Source organism: Salmonella sp. NW884 (genome assembly GCF_051700745.1).
GTDB classification, from domain to species: domain Bacteria; phylum Pseudomonadota; class Gammaproteobacteria; order Enterobacterales; family Enterobacteriaceae; genus Salmonella; species Salmonella enterica.
The window spans coordinates 491,895-516,203 of sequence record NZ_JAMMDE010000003.1; the positions used below are offsets into that span (position 1 = coordinate 491,895).

At 46.4% G+C, this 24,309-nt stretch carries 21 protein-coding genes; 18 read left to right on the plus strand and 3 right to left on the minus strand.

All coding sequences use genetic code 11. The features are described from left to right. Window positions 1–222 precede the first annotated feature (222 nt). From glf to nei, 10 genes are all read left to right on the plus strand, one after another. The gene (gene glf / locus NA197_RS10460; RefSeq protein ID WP_001652020.1) at window positions 223–1,374 is read left to right on the plus strand and encodes a UDP-galactopyranose mutase; all 1,152 of its coding nucleotides are present in this window, start codon (window positions 223–225) and stop codon (window positions 1,372–1,374) included. Next, window positions 1,371–2,267, plus strand: a complete 897-nt coding sequence (locus NA197_RS10465; protein ID WP_000973916.1) for a glycosyltransferase — start codon at window positions 1,371–1,373, stop codon at window positions 2,265–2,267. The genes glf and NA197_RS10465 overlap by 4 nt, the downstream gene beginning before the upstream one ends. Before the next feature lie 12 nt (window positions 2,268–2,279). Next, window positions 2,280–3,413 carry a glycosyltransferase family 4 protein gene (locus NA197_RS10470; RefSeq protein WP_000824901.1) on the plus strand — a complete coding sequence of 378 codons (1,134 nt, stop codon included), beginning with the start codon at window positions 2,280–2,282 and terminating at the stop codon, window positions 3,411–3,413. Window positions 3,414–3,541: 128 nt separating this feature from the next. Further along, the gene (locus NA197_RS10475; protein ID WP_064043595.1) at window positions 3,542–4,312 is read left to right on the plus strand and encodes an ABC transporter permease; all 771 of its coding nucleotides are present in this window, start codon (window positions 3,542–3,544) and stop codon (window positions 4,310–4,312) included. A 3-nt stretch (window positions 4,313–4,315) separates the two neighbouring features. Next, window positions 4,316–5,026, plus strand: coding sequence for an ABC transporter ATP-binding protein (locus tag NA197_RS10480; protein WP_000702849.1), 711 nt, complete (start codon window positions 4,316–4,318; stop codon window positions 5,024–5,026). 93 nt (window positions 5,027–5,119) lie between these two features. Then, on the plus strand, window positions 5,120–6,898 hold the full coding sequence (locus NA197_RS10485; RefSeq protein ID WP_371062090.1) for a glycosyltransferase: 1,779 nt from the start codon (window positions 5,120–5,122) through the stop codon (window positions 6,896–6,898). Window positions 6,899–7,090: 192 nt separating this feature from the next. Then, window positions 7,091–7,924 carry a glycosyltransferase family A protein gene (locus tag NA197_RS10490; protein ID WP_064043594.1) on the plus strand — a complete coding sequence of 278 codons (834 nt, stop codon included), beginning with the start codon at window positions 7,091–7,093 and terminating at the stop codon, window positions 7,922–7,924. A 57-nt stretch (window positions 7,925–7,981) separates the two neighbouring features. Beyond that, complete coding sequence (locus NA197_RS10495; RefSeq protein WP_077950681.1) at window positions 7,982–9,877, plus strand: HAD family hydrolase; 1,896 nt, start codon at window positions 7,982–7,984, stop codon at window positions 9,875–9,877. A 67-nt stretch (window positions 9,878–9,944) separates the two neighbouring features. Next, a complete protein-coding gene (locus tag NA197_RS10500) occupies window positions 9,945–10,097 on the plus strand; it encodes a hypothetical protein (RefSeq protein WP_001145918.1) in 153 nt (50 codons plus the stop codon). Between the two features lie 33 nt (window positions 10,098–10,130). Then, window positions 10,131–10,922: an endonuclease VIII gene (gene nei, locus NA197_RS10505; protein ID WP_001113967.1), complete on the plus strand. Its 792-nt coding sequence runs from the start codon at window positions 10,131–10,133 to the stop codon at window positions 10,920–10,922. Window positions 10,923–10,976: 54 nt separating this feature from the next. On the opposite strand, the gene NA197_RS10510 is transcribed toward nei, so the two are convergent. The 3 genes from NA197_RS10510 to NA197_RS10520 all read right to left on the minus strand — a co-directional run bounded on the left by NA197_RS10510 (window position 10,977) and on the right by NA197_RS10520 (window position 13,800). After that, entirely contained in the window at window positions 10,977–12,023 is a 1,047-nt protein-coding gene (locus NA197_RS10510) for an AbrB family transcriptional regulator (protein ID WP_001122054.1), read from the minus strand. A gap of 136 nt (window positions 12,024–12,159) precedes the next feature. After that, a complete protein-coding gene (locus tag NA197_RS10515) occupies window positions 12,160–13,443 on the minus strand; it encodes a citrate synthase (RefSeq protein ID WP_000785808.1) in 1,284 nt (427 codons plus the stop codon). A gap of 225 nt (window positions 13,444–13,668) precedes the next feature. Further along, window positions 13,669–13,800 (minus strand): hypothetical protein, encoded by a 132-nt coding sequence (locus tag NA197_RS10520; protein ID WP_418142699.1) that lies wholly within the window; start codon window positions 13,798–13,800, stop codon window positions 13,669–13,671. 382 nt (window positions 13,801–14,182) lie between these two features. Between NA197_RS10520 and sdhC the strand changes: the two genes are divergently transcribed. From sdhC to sucD, 8 genes are all read left to right on the plus strand, one after another. Continuing rightward, window positions 14,183–14,587, plus strand: a complete 405-nt coding sequence (gene sdhC / locus NA197_RS10525) for a succinate dehydrogenase cytochrome b556 subunit (RefSeq protein ID WP_000263340.1) — start codon at window positions 14,183–14,185, stop codon at window positions 14,585–14,587. Continuing rightward, entirely contained in the window at window positions 14,581–14,928 is a 348-nt protein-coding gene (sdhD, locus tag NA197_RS10530; RefSeq protein ID WP_000254355.1) for a succinate dehydrogenase membrane anchor subunit, read from the plus strand. The genes sdhC and sdhD overlap by 7 nt, the downstream gene beginning before the upstream one ends. Continuing rightward, window positions 14,928–16,694: a succinate dehydrogenase flavoprotein subunit gene (sdhA, locus tag NA197_RS10535; RefSeq protein ID WP_000775559.1), complete on the plus strand. Its 1,767-nt coding sequence runs from the start codon at window positions 14,928–14,930 to the stop codon at window positions 16,692–16,694. The genes sdhD and sdhA overlap by 1 nt, the downstream gene beginning before the upstream one ends. Window positions 16,695–16,710: 16 nt before the next feature. Further along, window positions 16,711–17,427 (plus strand): succinate dehydrogenase iron-sulfur subunit SdhB, encoded by a 717-nt coding sequence (sdhB, locus tag NA197_RS10540; RefSeq protein ID WP_001727709.1) that lies wholly within the window; start codon window positions 16,711–16,713, stop codon window positions 17,425–17,427. 523 nt (window positions 17,428–17,950) lie between these two features. Beyond that, the gene (gene sucA, locus NA197_RS10545; RefSeq protein ID WP_023233590.1) at window positions 17,951–20,752 is read left to right on the plus strand and encodes a 2-oxoglutarate dehydrogenase E1 component; all 2,802 of its coding nucleotides are present in this window, start codon (window positions 17,951–17,953) and stop codon (window positions 20,750–20,752) included. Window positions 20,753–20,766: 14 nt separating this feature from the next. Continuing rightward, window positions 20,767–21,975 carry a 2-oxoglutarate dehydrogenase complex dihydrolipoyllysine-residue succinyltransferase gene (odhB, locus tag NA197_RS10550; RefSeq protein WP_048591379.1) on the plus strand — a complete coding sequence of 403 codons (1,209 nt, stop codon included), beginning with the start codon at window positions 20,767–20,769 and terminating at the stop codon, window positions 21,973–21,975. A gap of 141 nt (window positions 21,976–22,116) precedes the next feature. Beyond that, window positions 22,117–23,283: an ADP-forming succinate--CoA ligase subunit beta gene (gene sucC / locus NA197_RS10555; protein WP_001048590.1), complete on the plus strand. Its 1,167-nt coding sequence runs from the start codon at window positions 22,117–22,119 to the stop codon at window positions 23,281–23,283. Next, on the plus strand, window positions 23,283–24,152 hold the full coding sequence (gene sucD, locus NA197_RS10560) for a succinate--CoA ligase subunit alpha (RefSeq protein ID WP_000114631.1): 870 nt from the start codon (window positions 23,283–23,285) through the stop codon (window positions 24,150–24,152). Before sucC ends, sucD begins: the two co-directional genes overlap by 1 nt. Window positions 24,153–24,309 lie beyond the last annotated feature (157 nt).

Below are 24,309 nucleotides of genomic sequence, written 5' to 3' on the forward strand. Positions count from 1 at the left end.
CTTCACAAAATAAATGTGGCAATCATCGTTGTCCGGAAATACCGCATAACGTGTGACATTAATGAATCTGTAATCAGTGCGAGGGTTTACGCGCTGTGGCGGTAGCGTGGAATTATCTGGATGCGTTGAGTAAATTTCACTTTACCCTTCTGATATAAATGAAAATGGTTCTGGATAAACTATCTAATATTATCTGTGTCTGCGAACAGAGTGACAAAAATAATGCAACGTAAAAAGATACTAATTGTAGGTGCGGGCCTTTCAGGCGCAGTAATAGCACGCCAGTTAGCCGAGCAGGGACATGTAGTCAATATTATTGATCAACGTTCGCATATCGGTGGTAACGCTTATGATGCCCGAGATGAGCACACGGGTATTATGGTGCACGTTTATGGTCCTCATATTTTTCATACTGATAATGAAACTGTATGGGATTATGTAAATAAATACGCTGAGATGATGCCTTATATCAATAAAGTTAAGGCCACAGTAAATGGTCAGGTATTTTCTTTACCTATCAATCTTCATACCATCAATCAATTTTTTGGTGTCGCCTGCTCACCTGATGATGCCAGGAAATTACTGCTTCAAAAATGTGATAGCACCATTCTGGAACCACAAAATTTTGAGCAACAGGCCTTGCGTTTCATTGGTGAAGAGTTATATGAAGCCTTTTTTAAAGGTTATACCATTAAACAATGGGGGCTTCATCCTTCCGCGTTACCCGCTTCTGTATTGAAACGTATCCCTGTTCGCTTTAATTATGATGATAACTATTTCAATCATAAGTTTCAGGGAATACCAAAATTTGGTTATACACAAATGGTCAAGTCCATTGTCGAACACGAAAATATCGCTGTTGAACTATGTCGCTCCTTCACTCAGGAAATGCGGACAGATTATGATCATGTTTTTTTTAGTGGCGCGCTGGATGCCTTTTACTCCTGTCAATATGGCCGACTGGAATATCGTACATTAGACTTTAAAAAAATAATTTGCCAGAGTGATTATCAAGGATGCGCAGTAATGAATTATTGTTCAATAGATACTCCTTATACTCGGATTACTGAGCATAAATATTTTTCTCCGTGGGAGAGACATGAAGCTTCAATATGTTATCAAGAATATAGTCGGGAATGTGAAGCTGGTGATATACCCTACTATCCTGTTCGCAGGGCAGATAAAATGGATTTACTGAATAAATATCTGTCGCGGGCTAAAAAAGAAAAAAATATTACTTTCATTGGTCGTCTTGGCACTTATCGTTATCTCGATATGGACATCACGATAGCTGAAGCATTACAGACGGCGGATGTATACTTAACGTCGCTATATGAACAAAAAGAAATGCCAGCTTTTACAGTTACCGTTTGATGAAGTGTACAGCGCTAATCGTAACTTTTAACCGTCTTGAAAAATTAAAAAAAAGTGTGCGAGAGACTGTTAAGGCGGGTTTTTCCTCTATTGTTATCGTTAATAATGGCTCAAGCGACGGTACCAGGGAATGGCTTTCTTCATTAAGTGAACCTGGCATCACGATACTTAATCTTAAAGATAATCTTGGTGGTGCTGGCGGATTTAAAGTAGGTAGTCAATATATATGCTCATATAGTAATGCCGATTGGGTATTTTTCTATGATGATGATGCTTACCCGGAAATTAATATTTTAAAGCATTTCTCGTTATTAGATACCTCAAGATACCGTATATTTGCGTCGCGAGTTCAGGACACCTATGGGCGGTCTTGTCGGATGAATTTGCCTTTCATTAGGGTCCCATCTACGGTGTTTGAGACTATTTATTATGCGATGCGCCCAGAGAGGTTTTCTCCAGTAAGAACTCAGGTTACTGATGTTCAAACTGTGTCATTCGTTGGTATGATTATTGATCGAAAGGTATTGAATAACCATCTTAACGATATCCATGATGAACTTTTCCTTTATTATGATGATTTTTTCTTTGGTTATAAGCTAGTATTGTCCGGGCAGAAAATTCGTTACTCCCCAGAAATTAAATTTATTCATGATATCTCTATTCATGGAAAGTGTATCTGCCCCGAATGGAAAGTATATTATCTTTGTAGAAATTTGTTGCTGCTGAGAAAACTTTTACCCGTTCCCAGGATATTCAGTGTTCTTTCTATAGTGTTACGCCTCTCTAAATATCTCGCCATATTACCATGGCAGCGTAAGAAATTTCGTTATCTATATTTTATCTGGCAGGGAATACTTCATGGACTTAAAGGTATTAGTGGGAAATATCATTAGCAGGACGAAGAGATGAAAAGGTTATGTTATTTTGTAAATTCAGACTGGTACTTTGATTTACATTGGACAGAACGTGCGATAGCGGCAAGGGATGCGGGTTATGAAATTCATATCATAAGTCATTTTATTGGTGAAGAGATTATAAAAAAATTCAAAACGCTTGGTTTTATTTGTCACAATGTGTCTCTTGTTGCTCAGTCATTTAATATGTTTGTTTTTTTTAGAGCATTCCTTAACGCTCGGAAAATTATTAAAGAGATTAATCCTGACTTATTGCATTGTATTACGCTCAAACCTTGCCTGATTGGTGGGGTTAGCGCCAGGAGAAGTAATAGTCCAGTTGTTATCAGCTTTGTCGGACTTGGTCGAATCTTTTTATATAATACCGTGCCAATGAGAATATTGCGTGCGTTAACCGTTTTGGTTTACAAATATATTGCCGGTAATAAGCGTGGTGTTTTTATTTTTGAACATGATAAAGATCGACGAAAAATATCGCGTTTAGTAGGTATTGATTATCATAAAACTATCGTTATCGAAGGTGCTGGAATTAACCCGGATATTTATAAATTCTCTATAGAGAAAAAACATGAGATACCGATAGTCCTTTTTGCAAGCCGAATGTTATGGAGTAAAGGTCTTGGCGATCTCATTGAAGCAAAAAAGATCCTCAGACAAAAAAATATTCATTTTGTTTTAAATGTTGCAGGTATATTGGCCGAGGACGATAAAGATGCTATCCCTTTGGAGCTCATTCATCACTGGCATAATGAAGGACTAATTAACTGGCTGGGACGCTCTTCGAATGTATATGAGCTTATTCAGAAATCGAATATCGTTGCATTACCATCTATTTATCCGGAAGGAGTACCACGGCTTTTATTAGAGGCATCATCTGTAGGACGTGCATGTATTGCTTATGATACCGGCGGATGTGATAGCTTAATTATTCATAACTATAATGGGTTGATCGTGAAAAGTAATTCAGCTCAGGAGTTAGCGGTAGAATTAGAGTATTTGTTAAAAAATCCACAGATTCGCTTAGAGATGGGGGCGAATGGAAGAAAACGTGTAAAGGAATTGTTTTCCAGCATATTAGTCATTAATAAGACATTGCAAATTTATAAAGACACTATTGGTTGCTAACACCATAAAGTGCTTATGAAGTAGGTCAGTGTTTAGATAAATAGTATGTAAATATTATAGAAAATAAATAAGTTATATTTTCATATCGTTAAAGAATAAGTTCTTCAGGTAAAGGTGACACGGAAACAATGAATGATTTGAAAGAAGCTCTGGCCAGGCACCAACTTTGGATTTCGCTAGGTTGGAATGATGTCCTGGGACGATACCGGCGATCGGTGTTAGGGCCTTTTTGGATAACGATTTCGATGGGGGTCACCATATCAGCGATGGGACCTCTTTACGGTTCGCTGTTCAGTTCTGGTTCCGAAAATTTTATCATGCATCTTACTTTAGGTATGATCTTTTGGGCCTTTCTATCAGCAACTATTAATGAGTCATGCGGAATATTTAATGAGTCCGCATCAATTATTAAACAATCTGACCTTCCGCTATATTTATATATATTACGTGTTTTCTATCGGCAGTTTATGATTATGTTGCATAATTTTATCATTATACCTTTCGTGATTTTTTTTACCAATACATCGGTAAATCTTGATATTCTCCTTTTTATACCTGCAATTGTAATAACATCCATCTCATTAATTTCTACAGGTATGATTCTCGCCATTTTTTGCACAAGATATCGTGATATGGGACCGGTTGTTCAAAGTGTGGTAACGTTGTGTTTTTTTATAACTCCCATCATTTGGACATCGGAACAATTACTAAAGGGAAGAAAGGAATTTGTTGATTATAATATTTTTTATTACTTTATGGAGATGCTCAGGAAACCATTAATGGGAACTGTACCAGATGTAACTATATGGTTTTACACAATAATAACCTCTATTATTATGTTGATGGTCTCAACCTTAGTGTTGACTAAATATCGCTCAAGAATCGTATACTGGTTATAATTAATGAAAATCTCTTGCAAAAACGTTGGCGTAATACTCCCTATATTTAACTCCAGCCACCGTTCATTTAAAAAAACTTTTCTACAGGCTGCTTCAGGTGGACGAATTGGCTCATCGAATACCGGGATTATTGAAGTAGAGGCATTAAAAAAAATTGATTTTACGCTTACCGAAGGTAACCGTCTTGCGCTTATCGGACACAATGGTTCGGGCAAAACAACTCTTCTGAGAGTACTTGCAGGGGCCTATAAACCAACTTCAGGGAAGTATGAATGTATTGGTCGAGTCACCAGCCTCATTGATCCCATGATGGGAATGGATGGTGAGCTTACCGGCCTGGAAAATATAAAACTGAGGGGACTATTTCTCGGTCTGTCAAAAAATGAAATAAAAAATATTACAGAAGATGTCATCGAGTTCAGCGAGTTAGGTGATTTTATTAAAATCCCCGTTAGAACGTATTCTAGTGGTATGGTTCTGAGGCTTGGTTTTTCTATTTCTACTGCAATTAATCCTGAAATTTTACTGATGGATGAATGGATGAGCGTGGGTGATAGTGATTTTAAAAGAAAAGCAGAGATGAGATTAAATAGCTTTATCTCTAAAGCGGGCATTATGGTAATGGCCACTCACGATGATGAACTGGCTAAATCTGTATGTAATAAGTTCATCAGGCTTGAGCACGGTGAGATAGTTAGCAAAGGCGGATTTTAATATTCTTATTGCAGTATTTATATCACTACGCGGTGAGAAATTTACTATTTTATAATAGCGTTACCCCAGATAATATAAATTTATAGGTTCGTTATGTATTTTTTACTTCAAAAAGTAATTTTACCAAACATTGATCTATGCACGGAAGAGCAGCTTTATTTCAGAACTCAGGGCGGGAAGTATAACTATACCTCACGTAACTTACTTGTTCCGCGTCATAAGGTTGCATATTTTGATACTTTTTTTAATGCATTCTCAATTAAGAAATGGAAAAAATATACAACCTTAACATCACTTTTTTTGCGGGTTAATATAATTGGTCGCGGAACTATAACTGTAAGGCATAAAGAGAATGGTGTCATTAGAGTATTAAAGCAAATTGATTTTAAATCGTCATGTAATATTAGTGATGAGATTGAGATTGATATATCAAAAATAAATTTTGGATATATCTATGTGGAGTGGCAATCAGACGAAGACTCTGTTTTAAATGGATTTGAATTTCTGACTAAAGATCATGTTAGTAAATCATCTATGGCTTTAGTTATAACAACTTATAATAGAAAAGAAGCTGTTACTAAAACAATCAATAGAATTAATAAAACACTCTTAACCCAGAGCGAATTTAAAGATCGTTTTAAATTGATTGTCGTTAATAATGGCGAGGCGATTAATCACCCGTCAGGAAACGGCATTATAGTTATCAATAATGAAAACCTCGGTGGGTCAGGCGGGTTTATGAGAGGTTTGATAGAGGCAGGGAAAATCAACGATGTCAAACATGTCATATTTATGGATGACGACGGCTCATGTGAAATTGAATCGATTTGTCGAACTCATGCTTTTTTACTGATGGCTAAAGACAAAAATACAGTTGTTACTGGCTGTATGCTTTTTGAAGATAACCCGGCAATCATACATGAATCTGGTGCCATATGGCATAGAGATTTTTTACATTACCCGGATAAACATTATCTGGATGCTCGGGAAATAGATTCTTTAGATACTTTTGATAATGAAAGAAAAATAGGCTACGGTGGATGGTGGTTTTTTGCCTTTAATATTAACGCTATTGAATATTACTCATTTCCTTTCTTTGTTCGTGGTGATGACCTGCTATTTGGATATATGCATAAAAAACATAATATTGTCACACTTAATGGTGTGGCTTCGTGGCAAATGGATTTTGAAAGAAAAATATCGGTTCTAAATAGCTATTTGAACTTCAGGACTGTTGCTGTACCTGCATTAATTAGTAAAAGAAAGTTTGCTGCACTACTGTTAAGTGTTTTCTTTGTGCGGGAAGTCTTTCTTGCGAGTTTTTCATGCCGCTATGAACTTGCCAGAGCAATGATTATGTCATATAACGATTGTCTTTCTGGACGGGAGTTTTGGGAAGATAATGTAGATCTTCTGGAGATAAGAAAAAGAATTAATGCAATAACTCATAATGAAAAATTCAATGTAGAAGGTATTGATATTGTTAATGGTTGTGTTGATTACCCATGTTCTGGTAAAGAAAAAGCCATCTACAAATTTTTTAGATGCATAACCCTTAATGGACACTTAATTCCAGCTTTCTTTTTAATTAAAAAACCAATCGTGGTTGATTATCGTCATTATCACCCTAATAAGTTTTCATTCCGGAGAATTACTATCTATCATTTAAATATAGAAAATGGCAAATTATTAAAACTTACCCACTCAAAAATGGAGTTTTTTAAAGTTATTATTAATGGTTTGTTTACGGCAGTCAAAAATTTTTATCGGTTTAAATCTGCAAAAAAAGAGATGAAAAATAGTTTGCCCTATCTTACCTCAAAGCTCTTTTGGTATAAAAAATTCAATAAAAAATCTGAAGATAAATATTAAACATGATGTAAGTGGTGTTGATGAGAATTATACCGATTTTTTAATTATATGACTATGATAATCTTAGGTATGGTTCTGTTGCTACACCTTATCTGGTGTCAGTCTAATAAAATATTATAATCCTTACCCAATGTCAGCATTCATTCATAGGGTGTTAATTTTTATATATACCGTAAAACGCGAAATCAGAATATGGAAAAGAGTCTTTTAGTTATTGTCCGACATAAACCTGGGCGTACTCGTCTATTAATGCGGGCCTTGCAATCCATTAATGACCAGACGTTCAAAAAAATAAATATCATCATTTTCTGCATGGAGGAAGAATTGAAATGTCACAATGTGGATGATTTTTATCTGAAAGAACTGTCAAATATATATAGTGTTATCTACGACGAAAACTGTATCTTTAATGCTATTAAGATGTCTGAATCTAATTATTTATGCTTTATGGATGATGACGATTCCTGGGCCCCTGAATATGTGTCAAGGCTACTCAGTGTTTTGGCGAATATACAGTCAACGTATTCATCTGTAAATGCAATAGCATGCCATACAAATAAAGTTGCTGAGATTGCGGAAAATAATAGAATAATTATAAATTCAACGCAACCATGGAACCACTATTTAAATGCTGGCCCTGTTAGTTTTGATGTTATTTATTACAGGAATTCTATTCCACTTTCCTCGTGTTTATTCGATAGAAATTCTGTTATCGATGTGATTGAAAGTCATAAATTATCCTCTCCTGCATTTTTCTGGCCTTTTTTTATTCATTACCTAGCAGGAAATGATGTTTGGATCTTACCTGAAGCACTGGCATTTTATCATTTCAGAGAAAATGATGACTTTGAATTTGGCAATTATACCGTAATTAACAATGAGTTATTTGATATAGAATGCAAAATTGCAGAAAATAAAATGATGAGAAGTATTGATGGCTCATCATTGCTCAATGTGTTACTTTCAAATATTGCTAACAATAGTCTTTTTCATAAAATTTCTTATATTGAAAATAAGATTAAATAAAATATGGATATGAAATTTAAAAAATACAAGACCGTAAGCTTTGATATCTTTGATACATTGGTTAGCCGGAGGATTTACCGTCCCAGAGATTTGTTTTCATTAATGCAATCAACTTTAGCAACTGAGAAATTTTTTATATCAGCGTACGAGATTGGTATTATTGATAATTTCCCAGAGATAAGAGTTCAGGCGGAAGTAAGTGCCAGAGAGAATAGGGTCAGGCGTTTTGGCGGCGAGCCGGAAATACTTATATCTGAAATATACGATGAAATTTTAAAAAAGCATCCGCAGCTTTCACCAGCGACAGTAAAAAAGATAATCGATCTGGAAATACAAATGGAGAAGATTGTTTTATATAAAAATGCGCGTGGAAGCTGTTTGTTTGAAAAGGCTATTAGTGATGGTTGCAAAGTCATTTTAATTAGTGATATGTACCTTCCATCAGCAATATTAAAGGAGTTGTTAACATCATGTGGCTATGATATCAGTAACATTCCAGTTTATTCATCTGGCGAAGAGCGGTACTCTAAAAATAGTGGTAAATTATTTTCAATAGTCAAGAAAAATGAAAATGTAGATATTGCATCGTGGATACATGTTGGCGACAATGTTCATGCTGATATACTGAATGCTAAAAAACTCGGCATAAATACTCTCCATGCTGATTGGTCAGAGTATAATCATGGGATATCTAATCATTGGAAAGCTAAAGATATTATTGGTGAATCTATTTGTAAGGCTTTATTACTTAAACAAGTTTCTGCTTTCCATCAAAATGATCCTTTAAACGAGATAGGATTTAAAGTATTTGGTCCGTTATTATTAGGTTATGTATCCTGGTTAGCGAATCAGTTAAAGATTCATAAAATTGATAAAGCGCTTTTTTTAGCACGCGATGCTCACTTAATCTATAAAATTTATAATGAATACTTTTCAGAAGAACATGTAAAATGTGAATATTTATATATATCCCGCGCATCAGCTTATATGGTGGGGATGACTGATTGGCCGATGCACAGGATTTGGCATCTTTTTGGTGGTAAGAATAAGAAAAGTATTAAAAAGATACTTGCTATCGCGGGGTTAGATGCGAGTGAGCATATTTCAGATATACATCATGTTGGTTTTCCTGACGAGGAGTATATTCCTGTTTCAGGAGAGGAACATAAGGTTCACTGGCTTATAAATAAATTATTTCCATATATTTTATTAAAAAATACTCAGCACAGGGAAGTTTACGCTGATTACTTTAAAACGGCCTGTGAAGGTTTTAAAAATATAGCACTTATCGATGTAGGATGGATGGGTAATATTCAATCAGTATTTGCTCGTTCTTTAGGTGCGCAATGGGCAGAAAAACAAATTCATGGGTTTTATTTGGCAACTTTTTCTGGCGCCAATGATAACCGATCTATTTATAATAAGATGTTTGGTTGGCTAACCAACTATGGCCATCCCAACGATAAGTGTGAACTTTTCTTATCAGGAGGGGTGGAAATAATGGAGTTCGCTATGGCTGATAATACTGGGTCAACAATTGGCTATAAAAAAACGGATAATGGAATAATTCCTGTACGTGAAGATAGCAGTGGTTCTGAAATTGAGTATTTAAAAAAAGCGGCAAGATTGCAATCAGGGATTATTTCTTTTTTTGAGTACGTCAAACCGCTCATACAAAAAGGAAATTATGCAGCACTTAGTAGTGTTGTATTGTCAGAACCTTTTTTTGAATTGATAGCCAGACCCTCAAGCGCTCAACTGGACGCCTTATCTTCCCTCACACATTCAGAGTCCGCGGGATCTAACGCAGAAAGAATCGTGCTAGCCAAGAAACTGCCTTTAAAGGATAAACTTTTTCCCGGAGAAAATTATATCAAAGAGTTGAATGCCAGTTATTGGAAAGAAGGCTTTAAAAGGATCAACAGAAAAAAATTTTGGGCAAAATATAACTAAGCGTCATTTAATTCCGGTAGGCAGACAATCATTATTGGGCGCTCGCCCGACAAGGGCTGAGTCGATTATGCCCTGGCGCGATCATGTTAACCCTGACGGGGAAGTGGTCTCGTGCTGCGATAATGTTATTATCACTGGATACCACCGCCTGTTTGTCCATCCGCTGTGGATGTTCATTATGGCGTTCGATGTGCATTCCAGACAGTCAGAGGCGGTGTAGTCCATTAATCAACTGTTAACAAAGGATATTATCATGCCTGAAGGCCCGGAAATTCGTCGTGCGGCGGATAATCTGGAGGCGGCAATCAAAGGCAAACCCTTAACCGATGTCTGGTTTGCCTTTGCACAGTTAAAACCGTATGAATCGCAGCTTACCGGTCAACTTGTTACCCGGATAGAGACGCGGGGAAAAGCGTTATTGACCCACTTTTCAAATGGCCTGACGCTCTACAGCCACAACCAACTCTATGGCGTATGGCGGGTGATCGATACTGGTGAAATACCGCAGACCACGCGTATATTGCGCGTCAGGCTACAAACGGCGGATAAAACTATTCTGCTTTATAGCGCGTCTGATATCGAAATGCTGACAGCAGAGCAGCTCACGACGCACCCCTTTTTACAGCGAGTCGGTCCGGATGTGCTGGACGCGCGTCTCACTCCGGAAGAGGTTAAAGCTCGATTGCTGTCGCCGCGTTTTCGCAACCGACAATTTTCCGGACTGTTGCTGGATCAGGCCTTTCTGGCGGGATTGGGGAATTATCTGCGCGTTGAAATCCTCTGGCAGGTAGGGTTAACCGGACAGCATAAAGCGAAAGATCTCAACGAGGCGCAACTGAATGCGCTTTCTCACGCGCTGTTGGATATTCCGCGCCTGTCCTACACGACTCGCGGTCAGGCGGATGAAAACAAGCATCATGGCGCACTGTTTCGCTTTAAGGTTTTCCACCGTGACGGCGAAGCGTGCGAGCGGTGTGGCGGCATTATTGAAAAGACAACACTGTCCTCACGCCCGTTTTACTGGTGCCCGCATTGCCAGAAATAGCCGGAACCGCCATCGGCGAGCGGCTATTGTCTGATGGCGCGACGCTTATCAGCCCTACAAAGGTTGTCTGGGCGCATAGGTTGATATAAAACGGGCCACTGCTGGCCCAGTTAACAGAATGCTGAACAGCCGTAGGGTTTGCATTGCCATGATGAGCGCCATATCGGCACTGCTTCCTGCCGCGATCGCGGCAACCGTATCCAGACCACCGGGACTGGTGGCGAGATAAGCCGTCATAAAATCAATCTGCATGTAGTAAGCCATTCCCCACGCCATCGCGGCGCAAATCGCCATCAGCGCGAAAATTGACAATAAGATTTGCGGCAATGGCCGCAGCGCCATAAAAAACACCTGTCTGTCAAAACCCAGCCCAATACGCCAGCCTATCGCCATATACGCCACGGCCAGCAGCCATTCGGGTAATTCAATCTCAATGATGCCTTGCGAATGGAGAAGCGCGCCTGCCAACATGGGGAGCAGCATCGTGCCGGAAGGGATACGCATCAGGCGACCGGCAATGCCCGCCACGATCGCTAATAACAGCGTCGTCAATAAATTACCGCTAAGCGGCGGAAACCAGATCACCTGTTGGCTGACCGCTGCCGCGCTGTCGCCGAGTATCAGGCGTGTCACCAGCACCGCCGCGCCAGCCACAAACAGTACCCGTAGATACTGCATAAACGCCACCAGGCGGATATCCGCCCCGTAATCTTGCGCCATCGCTACCATTGCCGCCGCGCCGCCCGGCGAAGACCCCCATGCGCCGGTGTTGCCGGGCAGCGAGCTGTAGCGTACCAGCAGCCAGCCGACTATCGCGCTGGAAAGCAGCGTCACCAGCAACACTAAAAGCACGACCGGCCAGTAGAGGGCGAGGGTGGTCAATATCGAACCGGTTAGATTTTGGGCGATCATACAGCCGAGAATTGCCTGCGCGGCGAGAAAAATACCGCGCGGAAGTTGTAGCGTACTACCTCGCAAACTCAACACGATACCCGCAATCATTGGACCGAGCAGCATCGCCGCCGGAAGGTGCAGATAGAGAAAAATAAGGGAAATGAGCAGCGATAACAGGAACAACAAAAACCACTGCAGAATCGGCATTCCATGCTCCCTGAATGATATTTAGCGAAACCTTAATTAATCATAGAGAGTAACGGGGTAAGAATAAAATAATGAGGATAAGAAAAAAGGGAAAATGTACCGGATGGCGAGGGTTGTGTCGCCATCCGGTTGTCAATTAACGCTTCAGCGCCGATTTAAAATCGCGTTTATCGTAGCCGGTATACAGCTGACGAGGACGGGCGATTTTCATGCCGTCAGTGTGCATTTCATTCCAGTGGGCTATCCAGCCAACGGTACGCGCCATGGCGAAGATCACGGTAAACATCGAAGATGGAATGCCCATCGCTTTCAGAATGATGCCGGAGTAGAAGTCTACGTTCGGGTACAGTTTCTTCTCGATGAAGTACGGGTCGTTGAGCGCAATGTGCTCAAGCTCCATCGCCACTTCCAGCAGATCATCTTTGGTGCCCAGCTCTTTCAGCACTTCGTGGCAGGTTTCACGCATCACGGTGGCGCGCGGATCGTAGTTTTTGTAAACACGGTGACCGAAGCCCATCAGGCGGAAAGAATCATTCTTGTCTTTCGCACGGCGAACAAATTCCGGAATGTGTTTAACAGAGCTGATTTCTTCCAGCATTTTCAGCGCGGCTTCGTTGGCGCCGCCGTGCGCGGGTCCCCACAGGGAGGCGATCCCGGCGGCAATGCAGGCGAACGGGTTGGCGCCGCTTGAACCTGCGGTACGTACCGTTGACGTAGAGGCGTTCTGCTCATGGTCAGCGTGCAGGATCAGAATACGGTCCATAGCGCGCTCCAGTACCGGATTCACTTCATAGGTTTCACACGGCGTGGAGAACATCATGTTCAGGAAGTTACCGGCGTAGGAAAGGTCGTTGCGCGGATAAACAAACGGCTGACCGATGGAATATTTGTAACACATCGCCGCCATGGTCGGCATTTTGGACAGCAGGCGGAACGCCGCGATTTCACGGTGGCGCGGATTGTTCACATCCAGCGAGTCGTGGTAGAACGCCGCCAGCGCGCCAGTGATCCCACACATTACCGCCATCGGATGTGAGTCGCGACGGAAAGCATGGAACAGGCGAGTGATTTGCTCATGGATCATCGTATGGCGGGTGACTGTCGTTCTGAACTCGTCATACTCTTCCTGCGTCGGTTTTTCGCCATACAGCAGGATGTAACAGACTTCCAGATAGTTGGAATCGGTAGCAAGCTGGTCAATCGGGAAACCGCGATGCAACAAAATGCCTTCGTCGCCGTCGATGAAGGTGATTTTAGATTCGCAGGATGCGGTAGAGGTGAAACCAGGGTCAAAAGTAAAAATTCCTTTTGAACCGAGACTACGAATATCAATAACATCTTGACCGAGTGTACCTTTTAGCACATCCAGTTCAATAGCAGTGTCACCAGTAAGGGTGATTTTTGCCTTTGTATCAGCCATTTACGGTCTCCTTAGCGCCTTATTGCTTAAGACTGCCGGAACTCAGACTTGCCTTCTACCCGTCATCTTCCTCGTCGTTAGTGCAGGGAAGATTCTGTGTATGCATCAATCAACCGTTACCAGTTTGTTATTTGGCTCGCCGCTCTGTGAAAGAGGGGATGACCTGGGTACAGAGCAATGGGCGCTTGCAGGTAACGGCTTGATTAATTTCGAATTAGCAGCAAATCAGGAACGTAGCAATCCGAGTAATGTAACCTGTCTATCACTAATAACTGTCCTGAAAGAATGGGTCAATATCATTGTACTGTTGCATAACTTATTAACAGGTGAAAGAGTGACCCCATAACTTTTACGCATTATATGCTTTTTCTGGTGTCGTTTGTAACAATTTTGTTTAATGTTTGTCAAATCAGATGATTGAAAATTAAAAAAATGTTGTTATCGTGACCTGTGTCACTGTTCAGGATAAAACCTGACAAACTATATGTAGGTTAATTGTAATGATTTTGTGAACGTCCTATACTGCCGCCAGGTCTCCGGAATACCCTGCAATCCCGAGCCACCCAGCGTTGTAACGTGTCGTTTTAGCTACTGGAAGCAGTGTTTTACATGACGCGCAGTTATAGAAAGGACGCTGTCTGACCCGCACGCAGACCGGAGGAAGGAAATCCCGTCGTCTTTCTGGCTACAGGTAGATTCATCTCTGTAACCGAAGTCTTAAGGGAATAATAAGAACAGCATGTGGGCGTTATTCATGATAAGAAATGTGAAAAAACAAAGACCTGTCAATCTGGATCTACAAACGATTCGGTTCCCCATCACAGCGATAGCGTCCATTCTCCATCGCGTATCCGGTGTGATTACTTTCATCGCAGTCGGCATACTACTGTGGCTACTGGGCACCAGCCTCTCTTCTCCGGAAGGATTCCAGCAGGCCGCCGACATTATGGACGGCTTCATCGTTAAATTTATCATGTGGGGCATCCTTACCGCGCTGGCGTATCACGTCATCGTGGGAATTCGTCACATGTTAATGGATTTTGGCTATCTGGAAGAAACATTCGAAGCGGGTCAACGCTCTGCCAAAATCTCTTTTGTTATCACTGTCGTGCTTTCACTTCTCGCAGGAGTCCTCGTATGGTAAGCAACGCCTCCGCATTAGGACGCAATGGCGTACATGACTTCATCCTGGTCCGTGCTACCGCTATCGTTCTGACGTTATACATCATCTACATGGTGGGTTTTTTCGCCACGAGCGGCGAACTGACCTTTGAAGCCTGGACCGGTTTCTTCTCATCGGCCTTCACCAAAGTCTTCACCCTGCTGGCGCTTTTTTCCATCTTGATTCATGCCTGGATCGGCATGTGGCAGGTGTTAACCGACTACGTTAAACCACTGGCAGTGCGTCTGATACTGCAACTCATTATCGTTGTTGCGCTGGTGGTTTACGTCATCTATGGATTTGTTGTGGTGTGGGGTGTGTAATGAAACTGCCAGTCAGAGAATTTGATGCTGTTGTGATTGGTGCCGGTGGCGCAGGTATGCGCGCGGCGCTGCAAATTTCCCAGAGCGGCCAAACCTGTGCGCTGCTCTCGAAAGTCTTCCCGACCCGTTCCCATACCGTTTCCGCGCAGGGCGGTATCACCGTGGCGCTCGGCAATACCCATGAAGATAACTGGGAATGGCACATGTACGACACCGTAAAAGGGTCGGACTACATTGGTGACCAGGATGCCATCGAATATATGTGTAAGACCGGACCGGAAGCGATTCTGGAACTGGAGCACATGGGGTTACCGTTCTCCCGTCTTGATGATGGACGTATCTATCAGCGCCCGTTCGGCGGCCAGTCGAAAAACTTTGGCGGCGAGCAGGCGGCACGTACCGCGGCAGCGGCTGACCGTACCGGTCACGCCTTGCTACATACGCTGTATCAACAGAATTTGAAAAACCACACCACGATTTTCTCCGAATGGTATGCGCTGGATCTGGTGAAAAACCAGGATGGCGCGGTGGTGGGGTGTACCGCACTGTGCATCGAAACCGGTGAAGTGGTGTACTTCAAAGCCCGCGCGACGGTGCTGGCGACCGGCGGCGCAGGCCGTATCTACCAGTCCACCACCAACGCTCATATCAATACCGGTGACGGTGTCGGTATGGCGCTGCGTGCCGGTGTCCCGGTGCAGGACATGGAAATGTGGCAGTTCCACCCAACCGGTATCGCCGGGGCGGGCGTGCTGGTGACAGAAGGCTGCCGCGGCGAAGGCGGCTACCTGCTGAACAAACACGGCGAGCGCTTTATGGAGCGTTATGCGCCGAACGCCAAAGACCTGGCGGGTCGTGACGTGGTGGCGCGTTCCATCATGATCGAAATCCGTGAAGGCCGCGGCTGTGATGGTCCGTGGGGGCCGCACGCTAAACTGAAACTGGATCACCTGGGTAAAGAGGTGCTGGAATCTCGCCTGCCGGGTATCCTGGAGCTGTCCCGCACTTTCGCCCACGTCGATCCGGTGAAAGAGCCGATTCCGGTTATCCCGACCTGCCACTACATGATGGGCGGTATTCCGACTAAAGTGACCGGTCAGGCGCTGACCGTGAACGAGCAGGGCGAAGACGTGGTGATTCCGGGGCTGTTTGCGGTAGGCGAAATCGCCTGTGTATCGGTTCACGGCGCCAACCGTCTGGGCGGTAACTCACTGCTGGATCTGGTGGTCTTTGGCCGCGCGGCGGGGCTGCATTTACAGGAATCCATCGCCGAGCAGGGCGTGCTGCGCGACGCCAGCGAGTCTGACGTTGAAGGTTCTCTGGATCGCCTGAATCGCTGGAACAATAACCGCAATGGCGAAGATCCGGTGGCTATCCGCAAAGCGTTGCAGGAGTGTATGCAGCATAACTTCTCCGTATTCCGTGAAGGCGACGCGATGGCGAAAGGGCTTGAGCAGTTGAAAGTGATCCGCGAGCGTCTGAAAAACGCCCGTCTGGATGACACGTCCAGCGAGTTTAATACCCAGCGTGTTGAGTGTCTGGAGCTGGATAACCTGATGGAAACCGCCTACGCCACTGCCGTATCAGCCAACTTCCGAACGGAAAGCCGCGGCGCGCATAGCCGCTTCGATTTCCCGGAGCGTGATGATGCCAACTGGTTGTGTCATACCCTGTATCAGCCGCAAACGGAATCCATGACGCGCCGAAGCGTCAATATGGAACCGAAACTGCGTCCGGCGTTCCCGCCGAAGATTCGTACTTATTAATTGCGGAGACAGGATGATGAAACTCGAATTTTCGATTTATCGTTATAACCCGGATGTCGATAACGCTCCGCGTATGCAGGATTACACCCTGGAAGGCGAAGAAGGGCGCGACATGATGCTGCTGGATGCGTTAATCCAGCTTAAAGAAAAAGATCCCAGCCTTTCTTTCCGCCGTTCCTGCCGCGAAGGTGTGTGTGGTTCTGATGGTTTGAATATGAACGGTAAGAATGGTCTGGCCTGTATTACCCCTATTTCGGCGCTGAACCAGCCGGGTAAAAAGATTGTGATTCGCCCGCTGCCCGGTTTGCCGGTGATCCGCGATTTGGTGGTAGACATGGGGCAATTCTACGCACAATATGAGAAGATTAAGCCTTACTTATTGAATAATGGGCAAAATCCACCGGCTCGTGAGCATCTGCAGATGCCGGAGCAGCGTGAAAAACTCGATGGGCTGTATGAATGTATTCTTTGCGCCTGTTGCTCAACATCCTGCCCGTCATTCTGGTGGAACCCGGATAAGTTTATCGGTCCGGCGGGGCTGCTCGCGGCGTATCGATTCCTGATCGATAGTCGTGATACCGAGACCGACAGTCGTCTGGAAGGGATGAGCGATGCATTCAGCGTATTCCGCTGTCACAGCATTATGAACTGCGTCAGTGTATGTCCTAAGGGACTAAACCCGACGCGCGCTATCGGCCATATTAAGTCGATGCTGTTGCAGCGTAGCGCATAAGTAGTTGTAGTGGTTGCCGGATGGCGACGTACCGTCTTATCCGGCCTACAGGCGCAATCCCGTAGGCCTGATAAGCGCAGCGCCATCAGGCAATAGAAGTGCAGGAAACCTCTAAAAACTGCCATATGATTAGTAATAATCGAGATGTTCAGAACGAGACAAGGCGCGGTCTGAACGAATCTTCGGGAGCATAGTTAACTATGTGACCGGAGTGAGCGAAGGCCGCAACGCAGTCGTAGCCTGAACAGCGAAGATTATTAGACAGTTTTTAAAGGTTCCTTAGCGGACGCAGATGACACGACAGTCCGCAACAAGTGAACCCCGGCACGCATACGGCGTATGCGTGGTTAGTATCCACGGCGAAATACTCGTCATAGTTCACGTTGCATGTGCGTTGGCTGCACTTGCTCACCCCGGTCACTTACTGGATGTAAGCTCCCAGGGATTCGCAAGCTTGCCGCCTTCCTGAAACGTGACCTATTTAGAGTATTAAATAAGCAGAAAAGATGCTTAAGGGATCACGATGCAGAACAGCGCTTTGAAAGCCTGGTTGGACTCTTCTTACCTCTCTGGTTCGAATCAGAGCTGGATAGAACAGCTCTATGAAGACTTCTTAACCGATCCTGACTCGGTAGACGCTAACTGGCGTTTGACGTTCCAGCAGTTACCTGGTACCGGAGTCAAACCGGATCAACTCCATTCAAAAACACGTGAATATTTCCGGCGGCAGGCGTTGGCTGGCTCACGTCACTCTTCTACGATTTCCGACCCTGACACCAATGTGAAGCAGGTTAAAGTCCTGCAGCTTATCAACGCTTATCGTTTCCGTGGCCATCAGCATGCAAACCTCGATCCGCTGGGACTGTGGAAACAAGAACGCGTGGCGGATCTGGACCCTTCTTTCCATGATTTGACCGAGGCCGATTTCCAGGAAACCTTCAATGTTGGCTCCTTTGCCAGCGGCAAAGAGACGATGAAGCTGGGCGAGCTGCTCGACGCGCTCAAACAGACCTACTGCGGCCCGATTGGCGCTGAGTATATGCACATCACCAGCACCGAAGAGAAACGCTGGATCCAACAGCGCATCGAAGCCGGTCGTGCGGCTTTTAGCGCTGACGAGAAAAAACGCTTCCTGAACGAACTGACCGCCGCTGAAGGGCTGGAACGTTATCTGGGCGCCAAATTCCCGGGTGCGAAACGTTTCTCGCTCGAGGGGGGAGATGCGCTGATACCCATGCTGAAAGAGATGGTTCGCCATGCGGGTAACAGCGGCACTCGCGAAGTGGTGCTGGGGATGGCGCACCGCGGTCGCCTGAACGTGCTGATCAACGTACTGGGTAAAAAACCGCAGGATCTGTTCGACGAATTTGCCGGTAAGCATAAAGAACATCTGGGTACCGGCGACGTGAAGTATCACATGGGCTTCTCGTCAGATATCGAAACCGAAGGCGGTCTGGTTCACCTGGCGCTGGCGTTTAACCCATCGCATCTGGAAATTGTGAGCCCGGTGGTGATGGGCTCCGTGCGCGCCCGTCTGGACAGACTGGACGAACCGAGCAGCAACAAAGTGTTGCCGATCACTATTCACGGCGACGCCGCGGTGACCGGCCAGGGCGTGGTTCAGGAAACCCTGAACATGTCGAAAGCGCGCGGTTACGAAGTGGGCGGTACGGTACGTATCGTTATCAACAACCAGGTGGGCTTCACCACCTCTAACCCACTGGATGCGCGTTCAACGCCTTACTGCACCGATATCGGTAAAATGGTCCAGGCGCCGATTTTCCACGTCAATGCGGACGATCCGGAAGCCGTCGCTTTTGTGACCCGTCTGGCGCTGGACTTCCGTAATACCTTTAAACGCGATGTGTTCATCGATCTGGTGTGCTACCGCCGTCACGGCCACAACGAAGCCGACGAGCCAAGCGCAACCCAGCCGCTGATGTACCAGAAAATCAAAAAGCATCCGACGCCGCGTAAAATCTACGCCGACAAACTGGAAGCTGATAAGGTCGCAACGCTGGAAGATGCCACCGAAATGGTCAACCTCTATCGCGATGCGCTGGATGCAGGCGAATGCGTGGTGAAAGAGTGGCGTCCGATGAATATGCACTCGTTCACCTGGTCGCCGTATCTAAACCACGAATGGGATGAAGCATACCCGAACAAGGTAGAAATGAAGCGTCTGCAGGAGCTGGCAAAACGTATCAGCACCGTGCCGGAAGCCATTGAAATGCAGTCTCGCGTGGCGAAAATTTATGGCGACCGTCAGGCAATGGCGGCAGGCGAGAAATTGTTTGACTGGGGCGGCGCGGAAAATCTGGCTTACGCCACGCTGGTCGATGAAGGCATTCCGGTGCGCCTGTCCGGGGAAGACTCCGGTCGCGGCACCTTCTTCCATCGTCATGCGGTGATCCACAACCAGACGAACGGCTCAACGTATACGCCGTTGCAGCATATTCACAGCGGTCAGGGACAGTTTAAAGTCTGGGACTCCGTGCTGTCTGAAGAAGCGGTACTGGCTTTTGAATACGGTTATGCCACGGCGGAACCACGTACCCTGACTATCTGGGAAGCGCAGTTTGGCGATTTTGCCAACGGCGCGCAGGTAGTGATTGACCAGTTCATCTCCTCCGGCGAGCAGAAATGGGGCCGGATGTGCGGTCTGGTGATGTTGTTGCCGCACGGCTATGAAGGGCAGGGGCCGGAGCACTCCTCCGCGCGTCTGGAACGTTATCTGCAACTTTGCGCCGAGCAGAATATGCAGGTTTGCGTGCCGTCCACTCCGGCGCAGGTCTACCATATGCTGCGCCGTCAGGCGCTGCGCGGGATGCGTCGTCCGCTGGTGGTGATGTCGCCGAAATCGCTGCTGCGTCACCCGCTGGCGGTTTCCACGCTTGATGAACTGGCGAACGGTTCCTTCCAGCCGGCCATTGGCGAAATTGACGAGCTGGATCCTAAAGCCGTAAAACGCGTGGTAATGTGTTCTGGTAAGGTTTATTACGATCTGCTGGAACAACGGCGTAAAAACTCACAGAAAGATGTCGCTATCGTGCGCATCGAACAGCTCTATCCGTTCCCGCATAAAGCGGTGCAGGAAGCGCTGCAACCATACGCTCACGTCCATGATTTTGTCTGGTGCCAGGAAGAGCCGCTCAACCAGGGCGCATGGTACTGCAGTCAGCATCATTTCCGTGAAGTGATTCCGTTTGGGGCCGCTCTGCGTTATGCAGGTCGCCCGGCCTCCGCCTCTCCGGCGGTAGGGTATATGTCCGTTCACCAGAAACAGCAACAAGATCTGGTTAATGACGCGCTGAACGTCGATTAAATAAAGGATAAATAATGAGTAGCGTAGATATTCTTGTTCCCGACCTGCCTGAGTCCGTAGCGGACGCGACCGTCGCCACCTGGCATAAAAAACCGGGCGATGCGGTTGTTCGTGACGAAGTGCTGGTAGAAATCGAAACTGACAAAGTGGTACTGGAAGTACCGGCATCAGCGGACGGCATTCTGGATGCGGTTCTGGAAGAGGAGGGGACGACTGTCACCTCTCGCCAGATCCTGGGTCGCCTGCGTGAAGGCAACAGCGCGGGTAAAGAGACCAGCGCCAAATCTGAAGAGAAAGCGTCTACGCCGGCACAGCGCCAGCAGGCGTCGCTGGAAGAACAAAACAACGATGCGCTCAGCCCGGCGATCCGTCGCCTGCTGGCTGAACACAATCTGGAAGCCAGCGCCATTAAAGGCACTGGTGTGGGTGGGCGTCTGACCCGTGAAGATGTGGAAAAACATCTGGCGAAAGGCGAGTCTAAAGCACCCGCTGTTGAACCTGTAGCACAACCCGCTCTGGGCGCGCGTGGCGAAAAACGCGTGCCAATGACCCGCCTGCGCAAGCGCGTGGCCGAGCGTCTGCTGGAAGCGAAAAATTCCACCGCCATGCTGACGACCTTCAATGAAGTCAACATGAAGCCGATTATGGATTTGCGTAAGCAGTATGGCGAAGTGTTTGAAAAACGTCATGGTATCCGCCTGGGCTTTATGTCCTTCTACGTGAAAGCGGTAGTAGAAGCGCTGAAGCGTTATCCGGAAGTGAACGCCTCTATCGACGGCGATGACGTGGTGTATCACAACTACTTTGATGTGAGCATGGCGGTGTCTACGCCGCGCGGCCTGGTCACGCCGGTATTACGTGACGTGGATACGCTGGGCATGGCTGACATCGAGAAAAAAATTAAAGAACTGGCTGTCAAAGGCCGCGACGGCAAGCTGACCGTAGAAGATCTGACCGGTGGTAACTTTACCATTACCAACGGCGGCGTATTCGGTTCGCTGATGTCTACCCCGATCATCAACCCGCCGCAGAGCGCGATTCTGGGAATGCATGCTATTAAAGACAGGCCGATGGCGGTGGATGGCAAGGTGGAAATCCTGCCGATGATGTACCTGGCGCTCTCTTACGATCATCGCCTGATCGATGGTCGCGAATCCGTGGGCTTCCTGGTTACCATCAAAGAGTTGCTGGAAGATCCGACCCGTCTGCTGTTGGACGTGTAGTCAGCAAGAGCATCACCTGCTACCTGTAGGCCGGATAAGGCGTTCACGCCGCCATCCGGCGATGGTGTAATGCCTGATGGCGCGCAGCTTTCAGGCCTACAGGTCTAAAGATAACGATTACCTGAAGGATGGACAGAACACATGAACTTACATGAATATCAGGCAAAACAACTTTTTGCCCGCTATGGCTTACCGGCGCCGGTGGGTTATGCCTGTACTACTCCGCGTGAAGCCGAAGAAGCCGCGTCTAAAATCGGTGCCGGCCCGTGGGTAGTGAAATGTCAGGTTCACGCTGGCGGCCGCGGCAAAGCGGGCGGTGTGAAGGTAGTAAAAAGCAAAGAAGAGATTCGCGCCTTTGCGGAAAACTGGCTGGGCAAACGTCTGGTGACCTATCAAACAGACGCTAATGGCCAACCGGTAAACCAGATTCTGGTTGAAGCGGCGACCGACATCGGCAAAGAACTGTACCTCGGCGCGGTAGTTGACCGTAGTTCTCGTCGCGTGGTCTTTATGGCGTCTACCGAAGGCGGCGTAGAGATCGAAAAAGTCGCGGAGGAAACCCCGCATCTGATCCATAAAGTCGCGCTCGATCCGCTGACCGGCCCGATGCCGTATCAGGGACGGGAACTGGCGTTCAAATTGGGTCTGGAAGGTAAACTGGTGCAGCAGTTCACCAAAATCTTTATGGGCCTGGCAACCATTTTCCTTGAGCGCGACCTGGCGCTGATCGAAATCAACCCGCTGGTGATCACTAAGCAGGGCGATCTGATTTGCCTCGACGGCAAGCTGGGCGCTGACGGCAACGCGCTGTTCCGCCAGCCGGATCTGCGCGAAATGCGTGACCAGTCTCAGGAAGATCCGCGTGAAGCGCAGGCGGCGCAGTGGGAACTGAACTACGTCGCGCTGGACGGCAACATCGGTTGCATGGTGAACGGCGCGGGCCTGGCGATGGGCACCATGGACATCGTTAAGCTGCATGGCGGCGAACCGGCTAACTTCCTTGACGTAGGCGGCGGCGCAACCAAAGAGCGCGTCACCGAAGCGTTTAAAATTATCCTCTCGGATGACAACGTGAAAGCGGTTCTGGTTAACATCTTCGGCGGTATCGTCCGTTGTGACCTGATTGCCGACGGTATCATCGGCGCGGTGGAAGAAGTGGGCGTGAATGTTCCGGTGGTGGTGCGTCTGGAAGGCAACAACGCCGAACTCGGCGCGAAGAAACTGGCTGACAGTGGCCTGAATATTATTGCAGCGAAAAGTCTGACGGATGCAGCTCAGCAGGTTGTTGCCGCAGTGGAGGGGAAATAATGTCCGTTTTAATTAATAAAGATACCAAGGTTATCTGCCAGGGCTTCACCGGTAGCCAGGGGACTTTCCACTCCGAACAGGCGATTGCTTACGGTACGCAAATGGTCGGCGGCGTAACGCCGGGCAAAGGCGGCACCACGCATCTGGGTCTGCCGGTGTTCAACACCGTGCGCGAAGCGGTAGAAGCTACCGGTGCGACCGCATCCGTTATCTACGTCCCGGCGCCGTTCTGCAAAGACTCCATTCTGGAAGCGATCGACGCAGGCATCAAACTGATTATCACCATCACCGAAGGTATTCCGACTCTGGATATGCTGACCGTGAAAGTGAAGCTGGACGAAGCGGGCGTACGCATGATCGGCCCGAACTGCCCAGGTGTGATCACCCCGGGCGAATGCAAAATCGGCATCATGCCGGGTCACATTCATAAGCCGGGTAAAGTGGGTATCGTTTCCCGTTCCGGCACGCTGACCTATGAAGCGGTTAAGCAGACCACCGACTACGGTTTCGGCCAGTCCACCTGCGTGGGTATCGGCGGCGACCCGATTCCGGGCTCTAACTTCATCGACATCCTGAAACTGTTCCAGGAAGATCCGCAGACTGAAGCGATTGTGATGATCGGCGAGATCGGCGGTAGCGCAGAAGAAGAAGCGGCGGCTTATATTAAAGACCACGTGACCAAGCCGGTTGTTGGCTATATCGCGGGTGTTACCGCGCCGAAAGGCAAACGTATGGGCCACGCTGGCGCCATCATTGCCGGTGGTAAAGGTACCGCTGATGAGAAATTCGCTGCTCTGGAAGCGGCTGGCGTGAAGACGGTTCGCAGCCTGGCCGATATCGGCGAAGCGCTGAAAGCAATTATAAAATAAAAACTCGCTGTTCCTGCGGGAACAGATAAATGTCCGTTTTCGACATGGTTGGCCACCTTTACGGTGGCCTTTTTTATGGTTTTATTGTTTGTGGCAAAGTACGGGTGAAGCATCCGGGATATAAAATTATTGGCTTTGTAAATATTGAGCTATAGGA